Source organism: Methylobacterium brachiatum, assembly GCF_020523825.1.
Taxonomy (GTDB): Bacteria; Pseudomonadota; Alphaproteobacteria; order Rhizobiales; family Beijerinckiaceae; genus Methylobacterium; species Methylobacterium brachiatum.
In genome coordinates this window covers 34,126-51,545 of the sequence record NZ_JAJALK010000018.1, presented here as the reverse complement: position 1 = coordinate 51,545, position 17,420 = coordinate 34,126, and the positions used below count along the sequence as shown (strand labels likewise).

At 72.0% G+C, this 17,420-nt stretch carries 13 protein-coding genes; 6 read left to right on the top strand and 7 right to left on the bottom strand.

Annotated features, from left to right (window positions below):
- Positions 1-67 precede the first annotated feature (67 nt).
- The 5 genes from infB (at position 68) to LGR69_RS26890 (ending at position 9,260) form a co-directional block, all read left to right on the top strand.
- Positions 68-3,013 carry a translation initiation factor IF-2 gene (infB, locus tag LGR69_RS26910; protein ID WP_230367968.1) on the top strand — a complete coding sequence of 982 codons (2,946 nt, stop codon included), beginning with the start codon at positions 68-70 and terminating at the stop codon, positions 3,011-3,013.
- A gap of 121 nt (positions 3,014-3,134) precedes the next feature.
- Positions 3,135-3,578, top strand: coding sequence for a 30S ribosome-binding factor RbfA (gene rbfA / locus LGR69_RS26905; protein WP_007559690.1), 444 nt, complete (start codon positions 3,135-3,137; stop codon positions 3,576-3,578).
- 54 nt (positions 3,579-3,632) lie between these two features.
- A complete protein-coding gene (gene truB, locus LGR69_RS26900; RefSeq protein ID WP_007559688.1) occupies positions 3,633-4,661 on the top strand; it encodes a tRNA pseudouridine(55) synthase TruB in 1,029 nt (342 codons plus the stop codon).
- Positions 4,662-5,140: 479 nt separating this feature from the next.
- Positions 5,141-6,535, top strand: coding sequence for a dihydrolipoyl dehydrogenase (locus LGR69_RS26895; RefSeq protein WP_230367967.1), 1,395 nt, complete (start codon positions 5,141-5,143; stop codon positions 6,533-6,535).
- Positions 6,536-6,644: 109 nt separating this feature from the next.
- Complete coding sequence (locus LGR69_RS26890) at positions 6,645-9,260, top strand: histidine kinase dimerization/phosphoacceptor domain -containing protein (RefSeq protein WP_230367966.1); 2,616 nt, start codon at positions 6,645-6,647, stop codon at positions 9,258-9,260.
- A gap of 113 nt (positions 9,261-9,373) precedes the next feature.
- Here LGR69_RS26890 and gmk read toward each other — a convergent pair whose 3' ends face one another.
- The 7 genes from gmk to LGR69_RS26855 form a co-directional block, all read right to left on the bottom strand.
- Positions 9,374-10,039 (bottom strand): guanylate kinase, encoded by a 666-nt coding sequence (gmk, locus tag LGR69_RS26885; protein ID WP_007559675.1) that lies wholly within the window; start codon positions 10,037-10,039, stop codon positions 9,374-9,376.
- A gap of 43 nt (positions 10,040-10,082) precedes the next feature.
- Positions 10,083-10,961 carry a YicC/YloC family endoribonuclease gene (locus tag LGR69_RS26880; protein ID WP_230367965.1) on the bottom strand — a complete coding sequence of 293 codons (879 nt, stop codon included), beginning with the start codon at positions 10,959-10,961 and terminating at the stop codon, positions 10,083-10,085.
- Positions 10,962-11,353: 392 nt separating this feature from the next.
- On the bottom strand, positions 11,354-12,769 hold the full coding sequence (gene mltG, locus LGR69_RS26875; protein ID WP_122162107.1) for an endolytic transglycosylase MltG: 1,416 nt from the start codon (positions 12,767-12,769) through the stop codon (positions 11,354-11,356).
- A 245-nt stretch (positions 12,770-13,014) separates the two neighbouring features.
- Positions 13,015-13,905, bottom strand: coding sequence for a bifunctional DNA-formamidopyrimidine glycosylase/DNA-(apurinic or apyrimidinic site) lyase (gene mutM, locus LGR69_RS26870; protein WP_230367964.1), 891 nt, complete (start codon positions 13,903-13,905; stop codon positions 13,015-13,017).
- 117 nt (positions 13,906-14,022) lie between these two features.
- Positions 14,023-14,664, bottom strand: a complete 642-nt coding sequence (locus tag LGR69_RS26865; protein ID WP_230367963.1) for a Smr/MutS family protein — start codon at positions 14,662-14,664, stop codon at positions 14,023-14,025.
- On the bottom strand, positions 14,661-15,842 hold the full coding sequence (mltA, locus tag LGR69_RS26860; protein ID WP_230367962.1) for a murein transglycosylase A: 1,182 nt from the start codon (positions 15,840-15,842) through the stop codon (positions 14,661-14,663). The genes LGR69_RS26865 and mltA overlap by 4 nt, the downstream gene beginning before the upstream one ends.
- Before the next feature lie 18 nt (positions 15,843-15,860).
- On the bottom strand, positions 15,861-16,577 hold the full coding sequence (locus tag LGR69_RS26855; protein WP_091858210.1) for a Tim44/TimA family putative adaptor protein: 717 nt from the start codon (positions 16,575-16,577) through the stop codon (positions 15,861-15,863).
- Between the two features lie 339 nt (positions 16,578-16,916).
- On the opposite strand from LGR69_RS26855, the gene secB reads away from it, so the two are divergent.
- Positions 16,917-17,417: a protein-export chaperone SecB gene (gene secB, locus LGR69_RS26850; protein ID WP_007559667.1), complete on the top strand. Its 501-nt coding sequence runs from the start codon at positions 16,917-16,919 to the stop codon at positions 17,415-17,417.
- The last annotated feature ends 3 nt before the right edge of the window (positions 17,418-17,420 follow it).

Here is a 17,420-nt window from a genome sequence, read left to right as displayed (position 1 = left end):
ACGAATTTGGCCGGCGCCACCGGGCGTCGGTTCACGGGACGATGGAAACCCTCAGGGTTCAGGCTGAATGAGCGACACGAACAACCCGGGCGACAAGACTCTGAACAGGACTTCTCCGAAGCCGCTCTCCCTCAAGCGGCCGATCGAGGCAGGCACCGTGCGTCAGAGCTTCTCCCATGGCCGCTCCAAGCAGGTCGTGGTCGAGACGGTCAAGCGCCGCGGCGTCGGCGCGGCCCCGGCCGCCCCTGCCCGTGAGCCTGCGCCCGCCCCGCGCCCGGCTCCGACCGCCGCTGCGGCCCCGCCGCGCCCGGCCCAGCGCTCGGCGTCGGGTGTCGTGCTGCGCACGTTGAGCGAGCAGGAGAGCGCCGCCCGCGCCGCTGCCCTCGCCGACGCGAAGCGCCGCGAGGCCGAGGCTCGTCAGAAGGCCGAGGCCGAGGCCGAGGCGCGCCGCAAGGAGGCCGAGGAGCAGGCCCGCCGCGAGCGCGAGGCCGCCGAGGAGCGCCGTCGCGAGGAGGAGGCCCGCAAGGCCGCCGCCGCCGAGGCTGCTCGCGCTGCCGAGGAGGCCGCCAAGGCCGCCGCCGCCGCGAATGCGGCCGCCGCTGCCGAGGCCGCTGCGCCCGCACCGGCCGCCCCCGCGGCTGCTGCCCCCGCCGCGCCGGCGAGCCCGGCCGCCGCGCCCGCTCGCCCGTCGGCGACCCGTCCGATGCCGGCGCGTCCGAGCACCGTCGCTCCGGCCCGCCAGCCCGAGGCTGCCCGTCCGGCCGCCCCCGCGTCTGCGCGTCCGGCCGCTGCAGCGCCGGCCGCCCCGGCGGCGCGTCCGCCGCTGACCGCCCGTCCCGCCACCGGCGAGCCGCGCAAGACCATCACGGCCGATTCGCGCAAGCCCCGCGACCTCAACTTCATGGCGCGGCCCGCCCCGGCGCCCGAGCCCGAGAAGAGCGCCACGCCGACGACCGCCGCGCGTCCCGCCGGTGCCGCCGCAGCGGCGCGTCCCGCCGGCCGCGGTGCGCAGACCAACGAGGACGAGTCCGAGACCAAGCGGGTGATCCGCCGTCCCGGCATGCCGCTCAAGATCATCGCGCCGCCCAAGACGCCGAAGTCGCCGGGCGGGGACCGCAACCGCGGCCGCCTGACCATCGCGACGGCGACGTCCGGTGAGGACGAGCGCACCCGTTCGGTCGCCTCGTTCCGCCGCCGCCAGCAGCGCATGAGCGGCCGTGGCCAGGTCGAGCAGAAGGAGAAGCTGTCCCGCGAGGTGACGATCCCCGAGACGATCACCATCCAGGAGCTCGCCAACCGCATGTCGGAGCGGGCCGTGGACGTGATCCGTCTGCTGATGAAGCAGGGCGAGATCCACAAGATCACCGACGTGATCGACTCGGACACCGCCCAGCTCATCGCCGAGGAGCTCGGCCACACCGTCCGCCGCGTCGCCGAGTCCGACGTCGAAGAGGGCCTGTCGTCCGACGAGCCGGATCTGGAGGAGGATCTCGATCCCCGGCCGCCGGTGGTCACCATCATGGGCCACGTCGATCACGGCAAGACCTCGCTGCTCGACGCGATCCGCAAGGCGAACGTGGTGGAGGGCGAGGCCGGCGGCATCACCCAGCATATCGGCGCCTACCAGGTCGCGGCGCCGTCCGGCGACATGATCACCTTCATCGACACCCCGGGCCACGCGGCGTTCACGTCGATGCGCGCCCGCGGCGCCAAGGTCACCGACATCGTGGTGGTCGTGGTGGCGGCCGATGACGGCGTGATGCCGCAGACGATCGAGGCGATCCAGCACGCCAAGGCGGCGGGCGTCCCGATGATCATCGCGATCAACAAGATCGACAAGCCGGATGCGAACCCCCAGCGGGTCCGCACGGAGCTGCTGCAGCACGACATCCAGGTCGAGTCGATGGGCGGCGAGACCCTGGAATTCGAGGTTTCGGCCAAGACCGGCGACGGTCTGCCGGAGCTGCTGGAGGGCATCCAGATCCAGGCCGAGATCATGAACCTGCGCGCCAACGAGAAGCGCGACGGCGAGGGCACGGTCATCGAGGCCCAGCTCGACCGCGGTCGCGGTCCGGTGGCGACCGTGCTGGTCCAGCGCGGCACCCTGTTCACCGGCGACATCGTCGTGGCCGGCGCCGAGTGGGGCCGCGTGCGCGCCCTGATCGACGATGTCGGCGAGAACGTGCAGTATGCCGGCCCGTCGGTGCCCGTGGAGGTCCTCGGCTTCAACGGCACGCCCGATGCCGGCGACCGCGTGACCGTGGTGTCGAGCGAGGCTCGGGCCCGCGAGGTCACCGAGTACCGCGCCCGCCAGAAGCGCGAGCGGCAGAATGCCCGGACCGGCGGTGCCAACCGCTCGCTGGTCGACATGATGCGCGACCTCAAGGAAGGCGCCGGCCGCAAGGAGCTGCCGGTCGTCATCAAGGGCGACGTGCAGGGTTCGGTCGAGGCGATCGCGGGTGCCCTGGAGAAGCTCGGCAACGGCGAGGTCGCGGCCCGCATCCTCCTGTCGGGTGTCGGCGGCATCACCGAGTCGGACATCACCCTGGCTCAGGCGTCGAAGGCGGTCGTGATCGGCTTCAACGTGCGCGCCCTCAAGGAGGCCCGCGAGGCCGCCGAGCGGGCGGGTATCGATATCCGCTACTACAACATCATCTACGACCTCGTGGACGACATCAAAGCCACGCTGTCGGGGATGCTGCCGCCGACCCTGCGCGAGGAGCGCCTGGGCGAGGCGTCGATCCAGGAGGTCTTCGAGGTCTCCAAGGTCGGCAAGGTCGCGGGTTGCCGCGTCACCGACGGTATCGTGGAGCGCGGCGCGCATGTCCGCCTCATCCGCGACAGCGTCGTGATCCACGAGGGCAAGCTCAAGACCCTCAAGCGGTTCAAGGACGACGCGAAGGAAGTCACCTCCGGCCAGGAGTGCGGCATGGCCTTCGAGAACTTCGAGAACATGCGCGCGGGCGATGTCATCGAGTGCTACCGGGTCGAAGAGATCCGTCGCACCCTCTGAGATCCCGGACCTCGTCCGGACAGGGCGGTCGCGGCCTCAGCCGCGGCCGTCTTTTCTTTTTCGCGCATCTCTCTTTTGTTGGACGTGAACCGGCCGCCCCGCGGCGTCGGCCCGAGACAGAATGGCCCAGAAACCCACATCCACCGGCCCCTCGCAGCGCCAGCAGCGCGTGGCCGAACTCGTGCGTCACGCCCTCGCGGAGGTGCTCCAGCGCGGCGACATCCAGGATCCGGTGCTCAACACGCATGTCGTGACCGTGCCGGAGGTGCGGATGTCGCCGGACCTGAAGCTCGCCACCGCCTACGTGATGCCGCTCGGCGGCGTCGACGAGGCGCCGGTGATCGCCGCGCTGGATCGTCACCGCAAGGTGCTGCGCCAGGAGGTGGCCCGGCGGGTCAACCTGAAGTTCGCGCCCGAGCTGCGCTTCCTGCGCGACGAGACCTTCGACGAGGCGGCCCGGATCGACAAGCTGCTGCGCGACGAGCGCGTCAAGCGCGACCTCGTCCCCGAGCGGGACGGCGACGGGCCTGAGGACGACGAACCGGAGACCGGTCGGGGGCATTGATCCCCGACGGCACACGGACAGGAACGGGGCAACGACCCCGGGGGACACGAGGACATGACGGTTTCCATCGAAGATCATCCGCCGGCCGAGCGCGCGGCTTCCGGTCCGGGCGCCGAGCGCCGGGGCCCGGAGGAGCGCCGCCCGCAGCGCGGACCGCGGCCTGATCGGCCCAAGCGCCGGGACGTGTCGGGCTGGGTCATCCTCGACAAGCCTGTCGGCATGACCTCGACCCACGCCGTCGCGGTGGTGAAGCGCGCCTTCAACGCCAAGAAGGCCGGCCATGCCGGCACCCTCGACCCGCTGGCCTCGGGCATCCTGCCGATCGCGCTGGGTGAGGCGACCAAGACCGTCCCGTTCGTCATGGACGGCCGCAAGGCCTACCGGTTCACCGTGCAATGGGGTGTCGAGACCGATACCGACGATGCCGAGGGCCGGGCGGTCGCCACCAGCGACGCGCGTCCGGAGCGGGCGGCGGTCGAGGCGGCTCTGCCGGCCTTCGTCGGCGCGATCGAGCAGGTGCCGCCGCGCTATTCCGCAATCAAGATCCAGGGCGAGCGTGCCTACGATCTGGCCCGCGAGGGCGAGACCGTGGAGCTGGTCGCCCGGCCGGTGCAGATCGACCGCCTCGCCGTGGTCGAGCATGACGGCGAGCGCACCGTGATCGAGGCCGAGTGCGGCAAGGGCACCTATGTCCGGGCCCTGGCGCGCGACCTCGGCCGGATGCTCGGCTGCTACGGCCATGTCTCGGCCCTGCGCCGGACCCGGGTCGGCCCGTTCTCGGAAGCCGAATCCTGCGCCGCCGCCGGCCTGACCGAGGGCGGCCCCGAAGCCGCGCTCGCGCATCTTCGGCCGGTGGAGACCGCGCTCGACGCGATCCCCGAGGTGGCGGTCTCCCGCGACCTCGGCCTGCGCCTGATGCGCGGCCAGTCGGTGATCCTGCGCGGCCGGGACGCGCCCGTGGAGGGCAAGGCCTTCGCGACCTGCGGCGGCATCCTGGTCGCGGTGGGCGATGTCGAGCGCGGCGAGCTGGTCCCGCACCGGGTGTTCCATCTCGGCGGCACCGCGCCGGTGCGCAACGTCTGACCGGCGGGTTCCCCCTGAAGCGGGGGACACGCTCACGCCGCGGCTTATCCGGGCCGCGGCGTGGCCCCCTCCCGTGGGGGCGACGGGTCAGGCCGGTCGATTTCCAGCTCGCCCTGACGCGGAAAGCTCGGTCTTGCTCTCCGGTCGAAGGCTGGACCGCTGCCGCCCCACGGCGGAACCCGGGATTCGGAGCCGCCGACGTGCCAAGCGGTTGACCCGGCAGCGGTTCTGGATTGACGCCATGGGCGTCCGCTCCGGGTCCGGGCTCGCCTGCGGCGCCCGGGAATGACGGCGCGGGTTATCGGGTCTGCGGTATCGATCCTCGGAAGAGCGTTCTTCCAATGGGCCCGCCGCATCCGAACCGCATTGCCCGACCAGCCCGTCCGAGCCCGTTGGTGGCTCAACCTGAGGCGCGTCGGCGCAGGCGGAACGAACCTCAGCGATGAAGCTTTGGCCCCGGCGACCGGCCCGGGGATACGATGAACGAACGCAGCTGTGATGTGGCGGTGATCGGGGCCGGGACCGCCGGGCTCGCCGCCTACCGGGCCGCCACCGAGGCCGGGGCGAGCGCCGTCCTGATCGAGCGCGGCCCGGGCGGCACGACCTGTGCCCGGGTCGGCTGCATGCCCTCCAAGCTCCTGATCGCGGCGGCCAAGGCCGCCCATGCGGCGCGAAACACCGACCTGTTCGGCATCCGCGTCGCCGGCGTCGTGGTGGATGGGCGCGCGGTGCTCGAGCGGGTCCGCGCCGAGCGGGACCGGTTCGTCGGCGGCGTCCTCGACGGCGTAAATGCCCTGCCGGAGGCGGCGCGCATCGCCGGCAGGGCCCGGTTCGCGGATCGCGGCAGCCTCACGGTCGACGATCACACCCGGATCACCTTCCGCGCCGCCGTGATCGCCACCGGTTCGAGCCCCACCGTCCCGGCGCCCCTGCGCGGGCTCGGCGACCGCCTCCTCACCACCGACACCCTGTTCGAGATCCCCGACCTCCCGGATTCGCTGGCCGTTCTGGGTGCGGGCGCGGTCGGTATCGAGATTGCCCAGGCGATGAGCCGCCTCGGAATCCGAGTCACGGTGATCGATGCCGGCGATACCGTCGCCGGCCTGTCCGAGCCGGATCTCGCCCGCCAGGCCGCCGAGATTTTCCGTGCCGAGCTCGCGCTGCATCTCGGGGCGAAGCTCGACTCCGCCACGCCCGACGGGGACGGTGTGCGCTTCGCCTGGACCGACCGGGATGGGCGGGCCCGGGAGACCCGGGCCGACCGGGTTCTCGCGGCGACCGGCCGCGCGCCCAACCTGGGCGGGCTCGGGCTCGACGTGACGGGCCTGCGCCTCGGCGAGGGCGGCATGCCGGAATTCGACCGACGCAGCCTGGTCTGCGCCGGCGCGCCGATCCTGATCGCGGGCGATGCCGATGCCTGGCGGCCGGTGCTGCACGAGGCGAGCCGCCAGGGCAGCATCGCCGGAGCGAACGCGGCGGCGCTGGCCGCCGGGCGCGCTGTTACGTCGCCGGAGCCCTGGACCCGTCTGACGATGGTCTTCACCGACCCGCAGGTCGCCGCGATCGGCGCGCCCTACGCGGCCGACGCCCCCGGACGCGTCACCGGAACGGTCGATTTCTCGACCCAGGGTCGTGCCCGGGTCGACGGCGCGAATCACGGCGGGCTTCGAATCTGGGCCGACCGGGAGGGCCGGCTGCTGGGTTCGGAGATGCTCGGGCCCGCGGTCGAGCATCTGGCGCATCTGCTGGCCCACGCGATCGGCGACGGGAAGAGCGCCGCGGCCGTGCGGGACCAACCCATATACCATCCTACAGTTGAAGAAGGATTTTCCACCGCATTGTCTGAAATCACACAGTCAATTTGTCAGTCTTAATCTGGCTCCGACGCCATCGTGATATCGAGCTGATCTTGCCGCGTGCGGAAGCATTGCACTTCGCCCCTGCCCCAGTCATATCAACCGAGATGAGCGGGGTTCTTTCCTGATGCCGCCGAAGCAGGCCCCCGAACGCGGCGTCGACCTCGACGTGCTCGCGCCCGACGCGTTGGATCGCCTCGACAAGGGCGTGATCGGACTCGATTCGGACGGTACCGTCGTGGTGTTCAGCGAGGGCGCCAGCGCGCTCTCGGGCCTCTCGCGCGAGGCGGTGATCGGCCGCAACTATTTCCGCGAGGTGATGCCGGGCACCAACGTGCCGAATTTCCGCGGGCGCTTCCTGTCGGGGAGCCGCCGCGGCGCCCTGGACGAGAGCTTCGACTACGTGTTCGGCCGGCTGCCCCAGCCCCTGCGGGCGCGGGTCCACATGCGCCATGGCACCGCCGCCGAGACCGGCCCGGTCACCTGGCTGACCATCGACCCGATCGAGAGCCTCGGCGCCGGCCTGCCCCGCGAGGCCGTGATGGCCGCGATCGGCCGGCGTGTGCGCGCCGAGCCGGTGGATGCCAGCCATTGCGAGCGCGAGCCGATCCACATCCCGGGCTCGATCCAACCCAACGCCGTGATGCTCGCGGCCGATGCCGAGACCCTGCACGTCCTGGCCTACTCGGCGAATATCGAGGAGATCGTCGATCCCCAGGATCCGCCGCTCGCCGGCCGTCCCCTGGACGACGTGCTGCCCCGCGACTTCGTCGAGGCCATCCGGGCGCGCCTGACCGCCGGCACCCTGGAGAACGGCCAATCCGCCCGCCGCCGGCTCACCCTGGCCGGCCGCGCGGCGCCCTATTACGCCGTGGCCCACGCCCATGCCGGGCGGGTGATCGTCGAGTTGGAGCTCGAGCCCGAATCGGCCGACGACTTCCCGACCGCCAGCCAGGTCGATACCGAGCTCGCCGTCGGGCGCCTGCGCGCGGCCGAGACCCTGGTCGAGGCCGCCCGGATCGCCGCTTTGGAGATCCGCGCGCTCACCGGCTTCGAGGCCGTGCTGGTCTACCGGTTCGACGCCGACTGGAACGGCGAGGCGGTGGCTGAGGACAAGGTACCCGGCTGGTCGCGCAGCCTGCTCGGCCTGCGCTTTCCCGCCTCCGACATCCCGGCCCAGGCCCGCGCCCTCTACACCCGGGCCAAGAACCGCTTCGTGATCGACCGCGACAGCGTCCCGGTCGGCCTGGTGGCGGCGCCCGGCGCCGGCAACGGCCCGATCGACCTCACCTTCGCCCAGCACCGCACGCTGTCGCCGATCCACCTCGAGTACCAGCGCAACCTGGGCGTGAATGGCTCGATGTCGATCTCGATCATGGTCGAGGGCCGGCTCTGGGGCCTGATGATCGGCCATCATCGCCGCCCGCATTACGTCACGCCCGAGACCCGCTCGGCCGCCACCGTGCTCACCGACGCCTTCGCGATGCGGGTGCAGGAGATCGAGTCGCGCCGGCTCTGGGAGGAGCGGCAGGCCCATCTCGCGGTCGAGAGCCGCCTGGTGCGCGAGCTGACCCGCTCCGACGATTTCGTGGCCGCCCTGACCGCCGGCAACGCGACCCTGCTCGACCTGTTCAGCGCCACCGGCGCCGGCATCGTGGCGGGCGAGCGGGTGACGCTGATCGGCCGGTCGCCCCCCGCCGACATGGTCGGCCGGATCGCCGCCTGGCTGCGGGACCGGCTGCCGGCCGGCGAGACCCAATACAGCAGCAGCAGCTTCACCGCCGAGTATCCGGAGGCGGCCCCCTACCGGGAGATCGCCAGCGGCCTGCTCGCCGCCTTCGTGGACGAGTCCCGCGAGAATCTGCTGCTCTGGTTCCGGCCGGAGGTGCCCAGCACGGTGACCTGGGGCGGCGACCCGCGCAAGCCGGTTCTCGCCGGCAGCGGCCCGGTGGCCCTGCTGCCGCGCCGCTCGTTCGAGCGCTGGGTCGAGGAGCGCACTGGCTTCGCCGCCGACTGGGCCGAATGGCAGGTCCATCTCGCCGGCTCGCTGGCCGAGGCGGTCGAGGGCGTGGTGCTGCGCCAGCGCCGCAAGATCGACGAGCTGACCAGCCTGCTCGCCGAGAAGGAGCGCCTGCTCGAGCAGAAGGACCTGCTGACCCGGGAGATCGACCACCGGGTCAAGAACTCCCTGCAGATCGTCTCGGCCTTCCTGCAGATGCAGCGCCGCCAGATCTCCGACGGCGAGGCCCGGCAGGCCTTCGCCGACACCTCGGCCCGGGTGATGAGCGTCGCGCGGGTGCACGACAGCCTCTACCAGGCCGAGCGCTTCGACGAGGTCGATCTCGGCCAGACCATCGAGAACCTGTGCAACGACCTCGCGGGCCTGGCCGGCGAGGGCCACGCCGTCGATCTCTCGGCCGAGCCCGGCCTGATGGTGCCCTACCGCAAGGCGGTGGCGCTCTCGCTGATCGCTACGGAGCTCGTGACCAACGCGTTCAAATACGCGGCCAACCCCACCGGCGGCGGACGCGTCGAGGTCAGCGTCTCGGCCTCCGGACCCGGCGAGGTCCAGCTTCGGGTCTGCGACGACGGTTCCGGCCTGCCCGACGACTGGGCCGAAGCCAAGGTGCGCGGCAAGGGCACGGGCCTCGGGATGAAGCTGATCCGGGCGATGCTCGACCAAATCAACGCCCGTCTCGACGTGGCCAACAACCCGGGCGCGTGCTTCACCATCACGGCGTGATCGAAGCCGCTGCCGTCATGGCGCGCGCAGCGAGGCAACCTGGGGCGGCGCGCGCTCTCGGATCGTAGCGTGTCCCTCGGTTGCTTCGCCCCGCGCGCAAGGACGGGGGGAGCTTATGCGTCCGCCTCCGCCAGCAGCCCGTCGACGAACTGCGCCAGGCCGGTGCGGCGCGCGCGCTTCAGCCGCTCGGCCGAGAGAATGCCCTGGAGCGCCTGGAAGGCCGCCTGCAGATCCTCGTTGACGATCACGTAATCGTACTCGCTCCAGCGCTGGATCTCGGTCCGGGCGTTGGCCAGCCGCTTCTCGATCGTCTCGGCCGAATCCTCGGCGCGGCGCTCGAGGCGCTGGCGCAGCTCGGCCATGCTGGGCGGCAGGATGAACACCGTCACGACGTCCTGGGCGAGCTTGGCCCGCACCTGGCGGGTGCCCTGGTAGTCGATGTCGAAGATCATGTCCCGGCCCGAGCCCAGGACCTTCTCCACCGGGCGGCGGGGCGTGCCGTAATAGTTGCCGTGGACCTCGGCCCATTCGAGCAGGTCGTCGCGGCTGCGCAGGTCCTCGAACGCCTCGCGGTCGATGAAGTGGTAGTGCCGCCCGTCGATCTCGGAGGGCCGGCGCGCCCGGGTCGTGACGGAGATCGACACGTCGAGCGCCCAGGTCGGATCCTGCGCGATCGCCCGGGTCAGCGTGGTCTTGCCCGCCCCCGAGGGCGAGGACAGGATCAGGATCAATCCGCGCCGCGCGATGGTGTCGGAGACGTTCTTCGCCGGTCCGCTCATCCGCGTGGCTCCGTCGCGTGTCGCATGTGGGGGTCCCAAGGATTCATTCGATGTTCTGGACCTGCTCGCGGAACTGCTCGACCACGGCCTTGAGGTCGAGCCCGATCCGCGACAGGCTGATGTCGTTGGCCTTGGCGCACAGGGTGTTGGCCTCGCGGCCGAATTCCTGGGCCAGGAAATCCAGGCGCCGGCCGATCGCGCCGCCGGCGGCGAGCAGCTCGCGGGCGCTGGCGACATGGGCGTGCAGCCGGTCCAGCTCCTCGCGCACATCGGCCTTGCCGGCGAGCAGCATCGCCTCCTGGTGCAGGCGGTCCGGGTCCAGATCGGTCACGCCCAACGCCTCGATGGCGGCGGCCAGCCGGGCACGCACCGCCTCGGGCTTGCGCGCCGGGTTGTCCTCGGCCGCCTGGGTCAGCGCGGCGATCCGGTCGACCTGCGCGGTGACGACCTCGGCGAGCTGACGCCCCTCGGCCCGGCGGGCCTCGACCAGGTCGGCCACCACCCGGACCACGCCCTCGGCGAGATCCCGCGCGAAGGTCTCGGTCTCGGCCCCCGCCTCGTCCTCGACCTCGATCACCCCGCGCACGCCGAGCAGCCCGTCCATCGTGGCCGGTGCGACGCCCTCGGGCACCGGCACCCGGGCGACCGCCTGGGCGAGGCTCGCCAGCAGGCCCTCGTTGATCCGCACCCGGGCGGCCTGCTCCGGCTTGGTCAGCGTCAGGGTCAGCTGGCACTGGCCCCGCGACAGGGTCTTCTGCAGGGCGGTGCGCGCGGTCTCGCCGAGCCCATCATAGCCCGCCGGCACGCGGATGCGCACGTCGAGGCCGCGCCCGTTGACGCTCCGGACCTCCCAGGCCCATTGCACCGCCCCGGTGGTGCCCGCCGCCCGGGCGAAGCCGGTCATGCTTGCGATCTGGGCCATGTCGACCCCCGTCCTCGTGAAGATCCGGGCCTGTAGCACGGATCGCCCCGGGGGGAAGGGGTGGTGCGCTGGAGTCCGATCACCACGCGGTCCTCGCGAGCGGAGCAATCCGGTGATGCGCGCCGTTTTGCGATCGCGCTCTGCCCTGGGTTGCTTCGCTGCGCTCGCACTGACGGAGAGCGCTGTGGGCCGCCCTATGGCGCGTATCCCACTCTCTCACCGCAGGATGAGGCGGTCGACGATCGCAGATCGCCGGGCCTCGAAGGAGCCCTCCAGAGATCCCGCGGCTAGCTGGAAGTCTCCTTCGAGGGCTTCGCTTCGCTACGCCACCTCAGGATGAGGGTGCGGTTGGGAAGCCCGTTCGGTAGCGCTGGCTGCTCTGCAACGCGCGTCTATCGCCGCCCGCGCGGGGCCGGCGTCGGGTCGGCCAACGCTGGCACGGTCTTGGGCGAGCCCAGATCGTAGCTGCGGTTCTTCAGCGGATCGAGGCGCGTGCCCTCGGAGGCGTCGAAGGCGCGGGTGCCCGGCGTGCCGCTGTCGAGGGCGAAGGCCGCGTTGGTGTTGGGCGTGCTGGTTCCCGGAGCGCCGCCCGGGGCGAAGGCCGAGGCGCGGCCGGGGACGCTCGGATCGGGGCCGGGCTCGACCTTGTCGACCGCGTCCGGCGGTGCCTGGCGGCTCTTCTCGACCGCGCGCCAGCGGGCGACGTTGCGCTGGTGGCCTTCGAGCGAGTCGGCGAAGGCGTGGCCGCCGCTGCCGTCGGCGACGAAGTACAGGTCCTTGGTCCGGGACGGGTTGGCCACCGCCTCCAGGGCGGCCCGGCCGGGATTGGCGATCGGCCCCGGGGGCAGGCCCTCGATCGCGTAGGTGTTGTACGGGGTCGGGCGCTCGATCTCGGAGCGCAGGATGCCGCGCCCGAGGGTGCCGCGCCCGCCCACCAGCCCGTACACGATGGTCGGGTCGGATTGCAGCTTCATCCGCTTGTTCAGGCGGTTGATGAACACGCCCGCCACCCGGGGCCGCTCGTCGGCCCGGCCGGTCTCCTTCTCGACGATCGAGGCCAGGGTGACCATCTCGGCCGGGGTCCGCACCGGCACGTCGGCGCTGCGCCGGAGCCAGATCTGGTTCAGCACCTCGCGCTGCTTGGCCCGCATCAGGTTGACGATCTGCTGGCGGGTGGCGCCGCGCTCGAACTTGTAGGTGTCGGGCAGGAGCGAGCCCTCCGGGGGGATCTCGTTGATCTCGCCGGTGAGGATGTCGTTGTCGTTGAGCCGCGTGACGATCTGCTCGGAGGTCAGGCCCTCCGGGAAGGTGATCGCGTGCTGCACCTGCCGGCCGGTGGTGACCGTGTCGAGGGCGTCGGCGATGCTCGCATGCGCCTTGAACATGTACTCCCCGGCCCGGAGCGCCGGCCGGCCGCCGAAGCGGGCGGCGAACTCGAACAGGCCGGTATGGTCGATCACGCCCTCGCGCTTCAGGGTCTCGGCGATCTCGCCGGTGCCGCTGTGGGGCGGGATCACCACGACCTTGTCGGTGGCGAGCGGTCCCGGCTCGCGAACCTGGCGCTGGAACAGCGTGATCCCGATCATCGCCGCGATGGCGATCACCACCGCGAAGGTGAGGGCGCCGCTGATGATGCCGACGAGGCCGCTGCGCTCGCGCACCGGCTTCTCCGGCGGGGGCGGGGCGGCGGTCGGCTTGATCGCCTCGCCCGGGGAGCGCGGCGACAGGCGCTGCGGCAGGGCGGGGCCGTCCGTCGGATCCTGCGCGATGGTCTCGGGCGCGGGCGTCTTTGAGCGGCGGAAGAACATCGCGTTCCTGTCACGAGCATCATCCCGAGCGCCGGGCGCCGGCTCTCGGGAAGACAATGATGCAAAACCAGCGACCTGACGCGTCGTCCCGGATCCGAGACCCGGGACGACGCGTCAGGCCCGCGCGACCCGTCTCGCGCCGCGGGCCGGGACTGGCTGCCCGCAACCGGATGCGCGCGTCGAGATCCGCGACCCTAGCCGGGTTTGTGGCGAAATTGCCGTTCTGCGGTGCGAGAGCGGCCCGATCAGACCGGCGGCTGGCAGGTCGCGCAGAAGAAGGTCGAGCGGTTCGCCTGCACGATCCGGGTCACCGAGCCACGGCAGCCCGGGTGGCGGCAGGGCTCGCCGACCCGGTCGTAGACCCGGAACGCGTGCTGGAACGCCCCGGCGGTGCCGTCGGTGTGGGCGTAGTCGCGCAGGGTCGAGCCGCCGGCCTTCACGGCCTCCTCCAGCACCTGCACGATCGCCTTGGCCAGCGCGTTGGCCTTGGGCGTCGGCCGCCCGTCGGGCTTGACCAGGAGGCCGGCGGGGGTCTCCGGGTGGAGCCGGGCCCGGTGCAGGGCCTCGCAGACATAGATGTTGCCCAGGCCCGCGATCAGGCGCTGGTCGAGGAGCGCGGCCTTGAGCGGCGCGATCTTGTGGCCGAACAGGCCGGCGATCACCGCCCCGGTCAGCCCGTCGAGGGGCTCGACCCCCATCCGGGCGAAGTGGCGGCTGCTCGCCAGGGTCTCGCTCGGGACGAGGTCCATGAAGCCGAAGCGGCGGGCATCGTTGTAGGTGATGGTGGCGCCGGTGCTCATCGCCATTACGACGTGGTCGTGCTTGGGCGTGCCCTGCGCCCCCTCCAGATAGAAATCCCCGGGCGACAGGTTGCGGCCGTCCGGCAGGGCGACGTCGAACCGGCCGCTCATGCCGAGATGCATGATCAACGTCTCGCCCGAATCGAGCCCGGCGGTGAGATACTTCGCACGGCGGGCGAGATCGGTGACGGTGCGCCCCTCCAGCCGCGCCGCGAATCGCTCCGGGAACGGGAAGCGCAGATTCGGCCGCCGCAGGGTGACCCGGCTGAACCGGGCACCGACCATCGCGGGCACCAGGCCGCGCCGCACCGTCTCGACCTCGGGAAGCTCCGGCATTTTTCTTCGGGACTTTTTCGTGGGACCATGCGTGAGGTCTGGATATCGACACCTTCGACCAGAACCGCAACGGTGAGCACCCGTCGCGGTTTGACGCCCCGCTCCGAAGGCCGGCGGTCAACGTCTGCGAAGTCTGACGTAGAGCGCGCCGCCGCCGCCGTGATGCCGGGCCGCCTCCTCGAAGCCCAGCACGATGCCGCGTAGCTCGGCACCGCGCAGCCAATGCGGCACGCTGCGCCGGAGCACCCCCCGCTCGGCGAAGGCGTCGGGATAGGCCGAGCCGCCCTTGTCCGCCCCGCCCTTGCCGGTGACCACCAGCACGTAGGCATGCCCCGCCGCCCGGCACCTCAGGAGGAATCCGGTCAGCGCAGCATAAGCTTCGGCCTGGACCATGCCGTGCAGGTCGATCCGCGCTTCGACTGCGAGCCGCCCCCGGCGCAACCCGACCTTGGCCTGCCGCTCCAGTCCCGATGGCGGCGCATGGCTCTGCGGCGGCGCCTGATAGGGCGCGGCGGTGACCTTGAGGGCAGGGGGCGCCGACGGCTTGGGCGGCGGCTTCGGCCGGGGCTTCTTGGCAACCGGACTCGCCGACGGTTTCAGGATCGGCGCCGCCAGCGGCGGCATGGTCGCGGTGGGTGCCGGCGGCGCCTCGGGCGGCAGCGTCGCCCGGCCGGCCAGCGGCGTCACCAGCTTGGCGATCTCGCTCCAGAGCCTCGCCTCCCCGGCGCTCAGCCGGCGCGTGCGGCGCGGCGGCCTCACGGCGCGACCCCTGGTGCGGGCTTGGGCAGCAGCACCACGAAGCCGACGGCGTCGCGCAGGTTTCCGGCCGCGATCCCGGCCTGCGCCCCGGTTCCGACGAACAGGTCGCCCCGGGCCGGCCCGACGATCGCCGATCCGGTATCGGCGGCGATCACCAGGCGCCCGGCCTCGCCCGGCGCGGCACCGGGGAGTTGCCCGACGAGCCAGAACGGCAGGCCGTAGCGCCACAGGCCGCCATCCACCGCGAGGCTGCGCCCGGGCGTCAGCGGCGCGTTGGCGGTGCCCGGCGGGCCGAGCGCCGGATCCTCCACCGGGGCGATACGGAAGAAGATGTAGGAGGCATTGGCGCGGATCAGGCGCCGGGCGGTCTCCGGATGCGCGCGCAGCCATGTCGTCCAGCGGGCGAGCGTCAGACCCTCCAGCGGCAGGTGGCCTTCCTGCACGATCAGCTTGGCCACCGCCGTGTAGGGCTGGCCGTTGCGCCCGTCGTAGAGCACGCGGACAGCCCGCCCGTCGGGCAGGCGGACGCGGCCCGAGCCCTGGACCTGCAGCACCAAGAGATCGACGGCGTCGCGCAGCCACAGGATCGGCCGCGCCTGCGCGCCCAAAGCTCCATCCTCGATGGCTGCCCTGTCGGGGTAGGGCGCAAACCCCTCCCCGGTGGCGCGCGCCGCCCGCAGGGCCGGGTCGAGGCCGGGCCGGGTCTCGCCGGGCGCGAGCGAGACGAGATCCGAGGGCCTGGCGAGCACCGGGGTCGGGAAATCCGGTCCCTGGCTCAGCGCGCCTTCGAGTTCCGGCTCGAAATAGCCCGTCAGGAAGCCAGGCCGCTCGGCCGCCGGCCGGACCACCCGGAAGGCGTCGAACCGCTGCCGGAAGAACGCCTCTGCCGCTTCAGGCGCGACATCCGCTGCCGCAGCGCAGGCCGCCGACAGGGCTGCCGGATCGCCGGTCACGCCAGCGGGCTGCGGTGTGGGCGGCGTCGGCGCCGCGCAGACCCGCCGGAACGCTTCGAGCGCCGCGGCAGGATCGGGGCCGGGAAAACCCGGCAGGGCCTCGAACGGAACGGGGGTCAGGACCGCGCCGCCGATCTCGGCGGGGGCGGCCAGTGCCGAGCCGGCTAAGAGCGTCGCGAAGAGGGCGGTCGGGAGCCGTCCGGACCGGGCACGCAGGTTGGGCACGGCAACGGAATCACGAAATCAGGCGCCGGCCTCGGTGGCCACGAGTTGCCAGTTCGGATCGCGCGAGCCGAGGGTGCGCGCGAAGGTCCAGACATCCGGTACCTCGACCACGGTCTCGGCGCTGCCATCGATGACCTTGCCCTCGGCGTTCCGGGTGGCGGTGATGAGGTTCGAGAGGAAGCGCACGGTGATCTGCGCCACGCGGTTGCGCACCTCGATGGCGACGATCTCGGCCTTGTCGATCGACACGAAGGTGGTCTCCAGCGTCTGCCGGTTGCGCTCACGCTCGGTGATCGCCCGCTCGAACGCCTCGCCGACCTCTTTGGAGAGGAGCCCCCGCAGGGTCTTCCGGTCGCCCTTGGCGAAAGCGATCATGATCGTCTCGTAGGCCGCCTTGGCCCCCTCGATGAAGGCGCGCGGGTCGAACCCGGGCTCCGCCTGCACCGCCGCCTCGAGGCCGCGGGCGATCTCGGAGCCAGGCTCCGCGATGCCCCGCCAGTCGCGCGCCGTCGCGGCGGCCGGGGACGGCGCGGCCTGGACCCGGTCGGCGCCGGGCAGGCGCACGACATTGTCGCCCTCGGAGCGGGCCTGCGGCTCGGTGCGGCTTCGATCCACCGGCTTGAACGGCGAGCGCTCCGCGCCGGTCTTCTGGCCGAGAACCGAGCGCAGGCGCCAGATCACGAAGACTGCGAGCGCGAGGAAGATGATCGTCGTAACGTCGAAGCTGTCCTGCATCACCGATCCGATGGTGGCCGCGGCGGGACCTCGTGCCCCTTGCCGAGGTCGTGCGCGGTGCGGCGCCGGCAAAGCGCTCGCGGGTCTAGGCGACTCATAACTGACCAACGCGCAAGGAGCGAGCCGGTTATACCGGTGCGGAACGCCGCGATCCCCATGCGTCAACCGATATGGGGGTCGGACACCGCCGCCGCCAGCGCCACGCCAGCCTGCTGCTTGTCCGTGCTCGGCGCGCGTGTTAGCGGCGCTGCCTTCCGGGCCGCTCCGCGGCGCCGTTCAGCGGCTCCTGCCGCGACAACCCGGGCCGGCCGTGCCGGCCGATCGAGAAGGATGATCCGCATGGCCGACTCCCCGGCAGCCAACGGCAACGGCGGCGGCATGCCGCAGGGCGACGCGCCGACGATCAACGCGCTGGCGCAGTACACGAAGGACCTGTCCTTCGAGAACCCGAACGCGCCGCGCTCGCTCCAGCCCAAGGAAGGCCAGGGCCCGCAGATCAGCATTCAGGTCAACGTCACCGCGCAGCAGCTCTCGGATACCGATTTCGAGGTCGAGCTGACGCTGGAAGGCGATGCGAAGATCCAGAACGAAGTGCTGTTCGCGTTCGACGTGAAGTATGCGGGCGTCTTCCGGATGGTCAACATCCCGGCCGACCAGCTGCATCCCGCCGTCATGATCGAGTGCCCGCGCCTGCTGTTCCCGTTCGCCCGCCAGATCGTGGCCGAGGCGGTGCGCAACGGCGGCTTCCCGCCGCTCTACATCGACCCGATCGATTTCGTCGCGCTCTACCGCCAGAAGGCCATGGAAGCGCAGGGCGCCAGCGGCCCCCTCGCCTCCTAAGGC

Excerpts from the sequence above, each read along its gene's own strand:
- infB (WP_230367968.1), top strand. The coding sequence starts at position 68 with ATGAGCGACACGAACAACCCGGGCGACAAGACTCTGAACAGGACTTCT.
- rbfA (WP_007559690.1), top strand. The coding sequence starts at position 3,135 with ATGGCCCAGAAACCCACATCCACCGGCCCCTCGCAGCGCCAGCAGCGC.
- truB (WP_007559688.1), top strand. The coding sequence starts at position 3,633 with ATGACGGTTTCCATCGAAGATCATCCGCCGGCCGAGCGCGCGGCTTCC.
- LGR69_RS26895 (WP_230367967.1), top strand. The coding sequence starts at position 5,141 with ATGAACGAACGCAGCTGTGATGTGGCGGTGATCGGGGCCGGGACCGCC.
- LGR69_RS26890 (WP_230367966.1), top strand. The coding sequence starts at position 6,645 with ATGCCGCCGAAGCAGGCCCCCGAACGCGGCGTCGACCTCGACGTGCTC.
- gmk (WP_007559675.1), bottom strand. The coding sequence starts at position 10,039 with ATGAGCGGACCGGCGAAGAACGTCTCCGACACCATCGCGCGGCGCGGA.
- LGR69_RS26880 (WP_230367965.1), bottom strand. The coding sequence starts at position 10,961 with ATGGCCCAGATCGCAAGCATGACCGGCTTCGCCCGGGCGGCGGGCACC.
- mltG (WP_122162107.1), bottom strand. The coding sequence starts at position 12,769 with ATGTTCTTCCGCCGCTCAAAGACGCCCGCGCCCGAGACCATCGCGCAG.
- mutM (WP_230367964.1), bottom strand. The coding sequence starts at position 13,905 with ATGCCGGAGCTTCCCGAGGTCGAGACGGTGCGGCGCGGCCTGGTGCCC.
- LGR69_RS26855 (WP_091858210.1), bottom strand. The coding sequence starts at position 16,577 with ATGCAGGACAGCTTCGACGTTACGACGATCATCTTCCTCGCGCTCGCA.
- secB (WP_007559667.1), top strand. The coding sequence starts at position 16,917 with ATGGCCGACTCCCCGGCAGCCAACGGCAACGGCGGCGGCATGCCGCAG.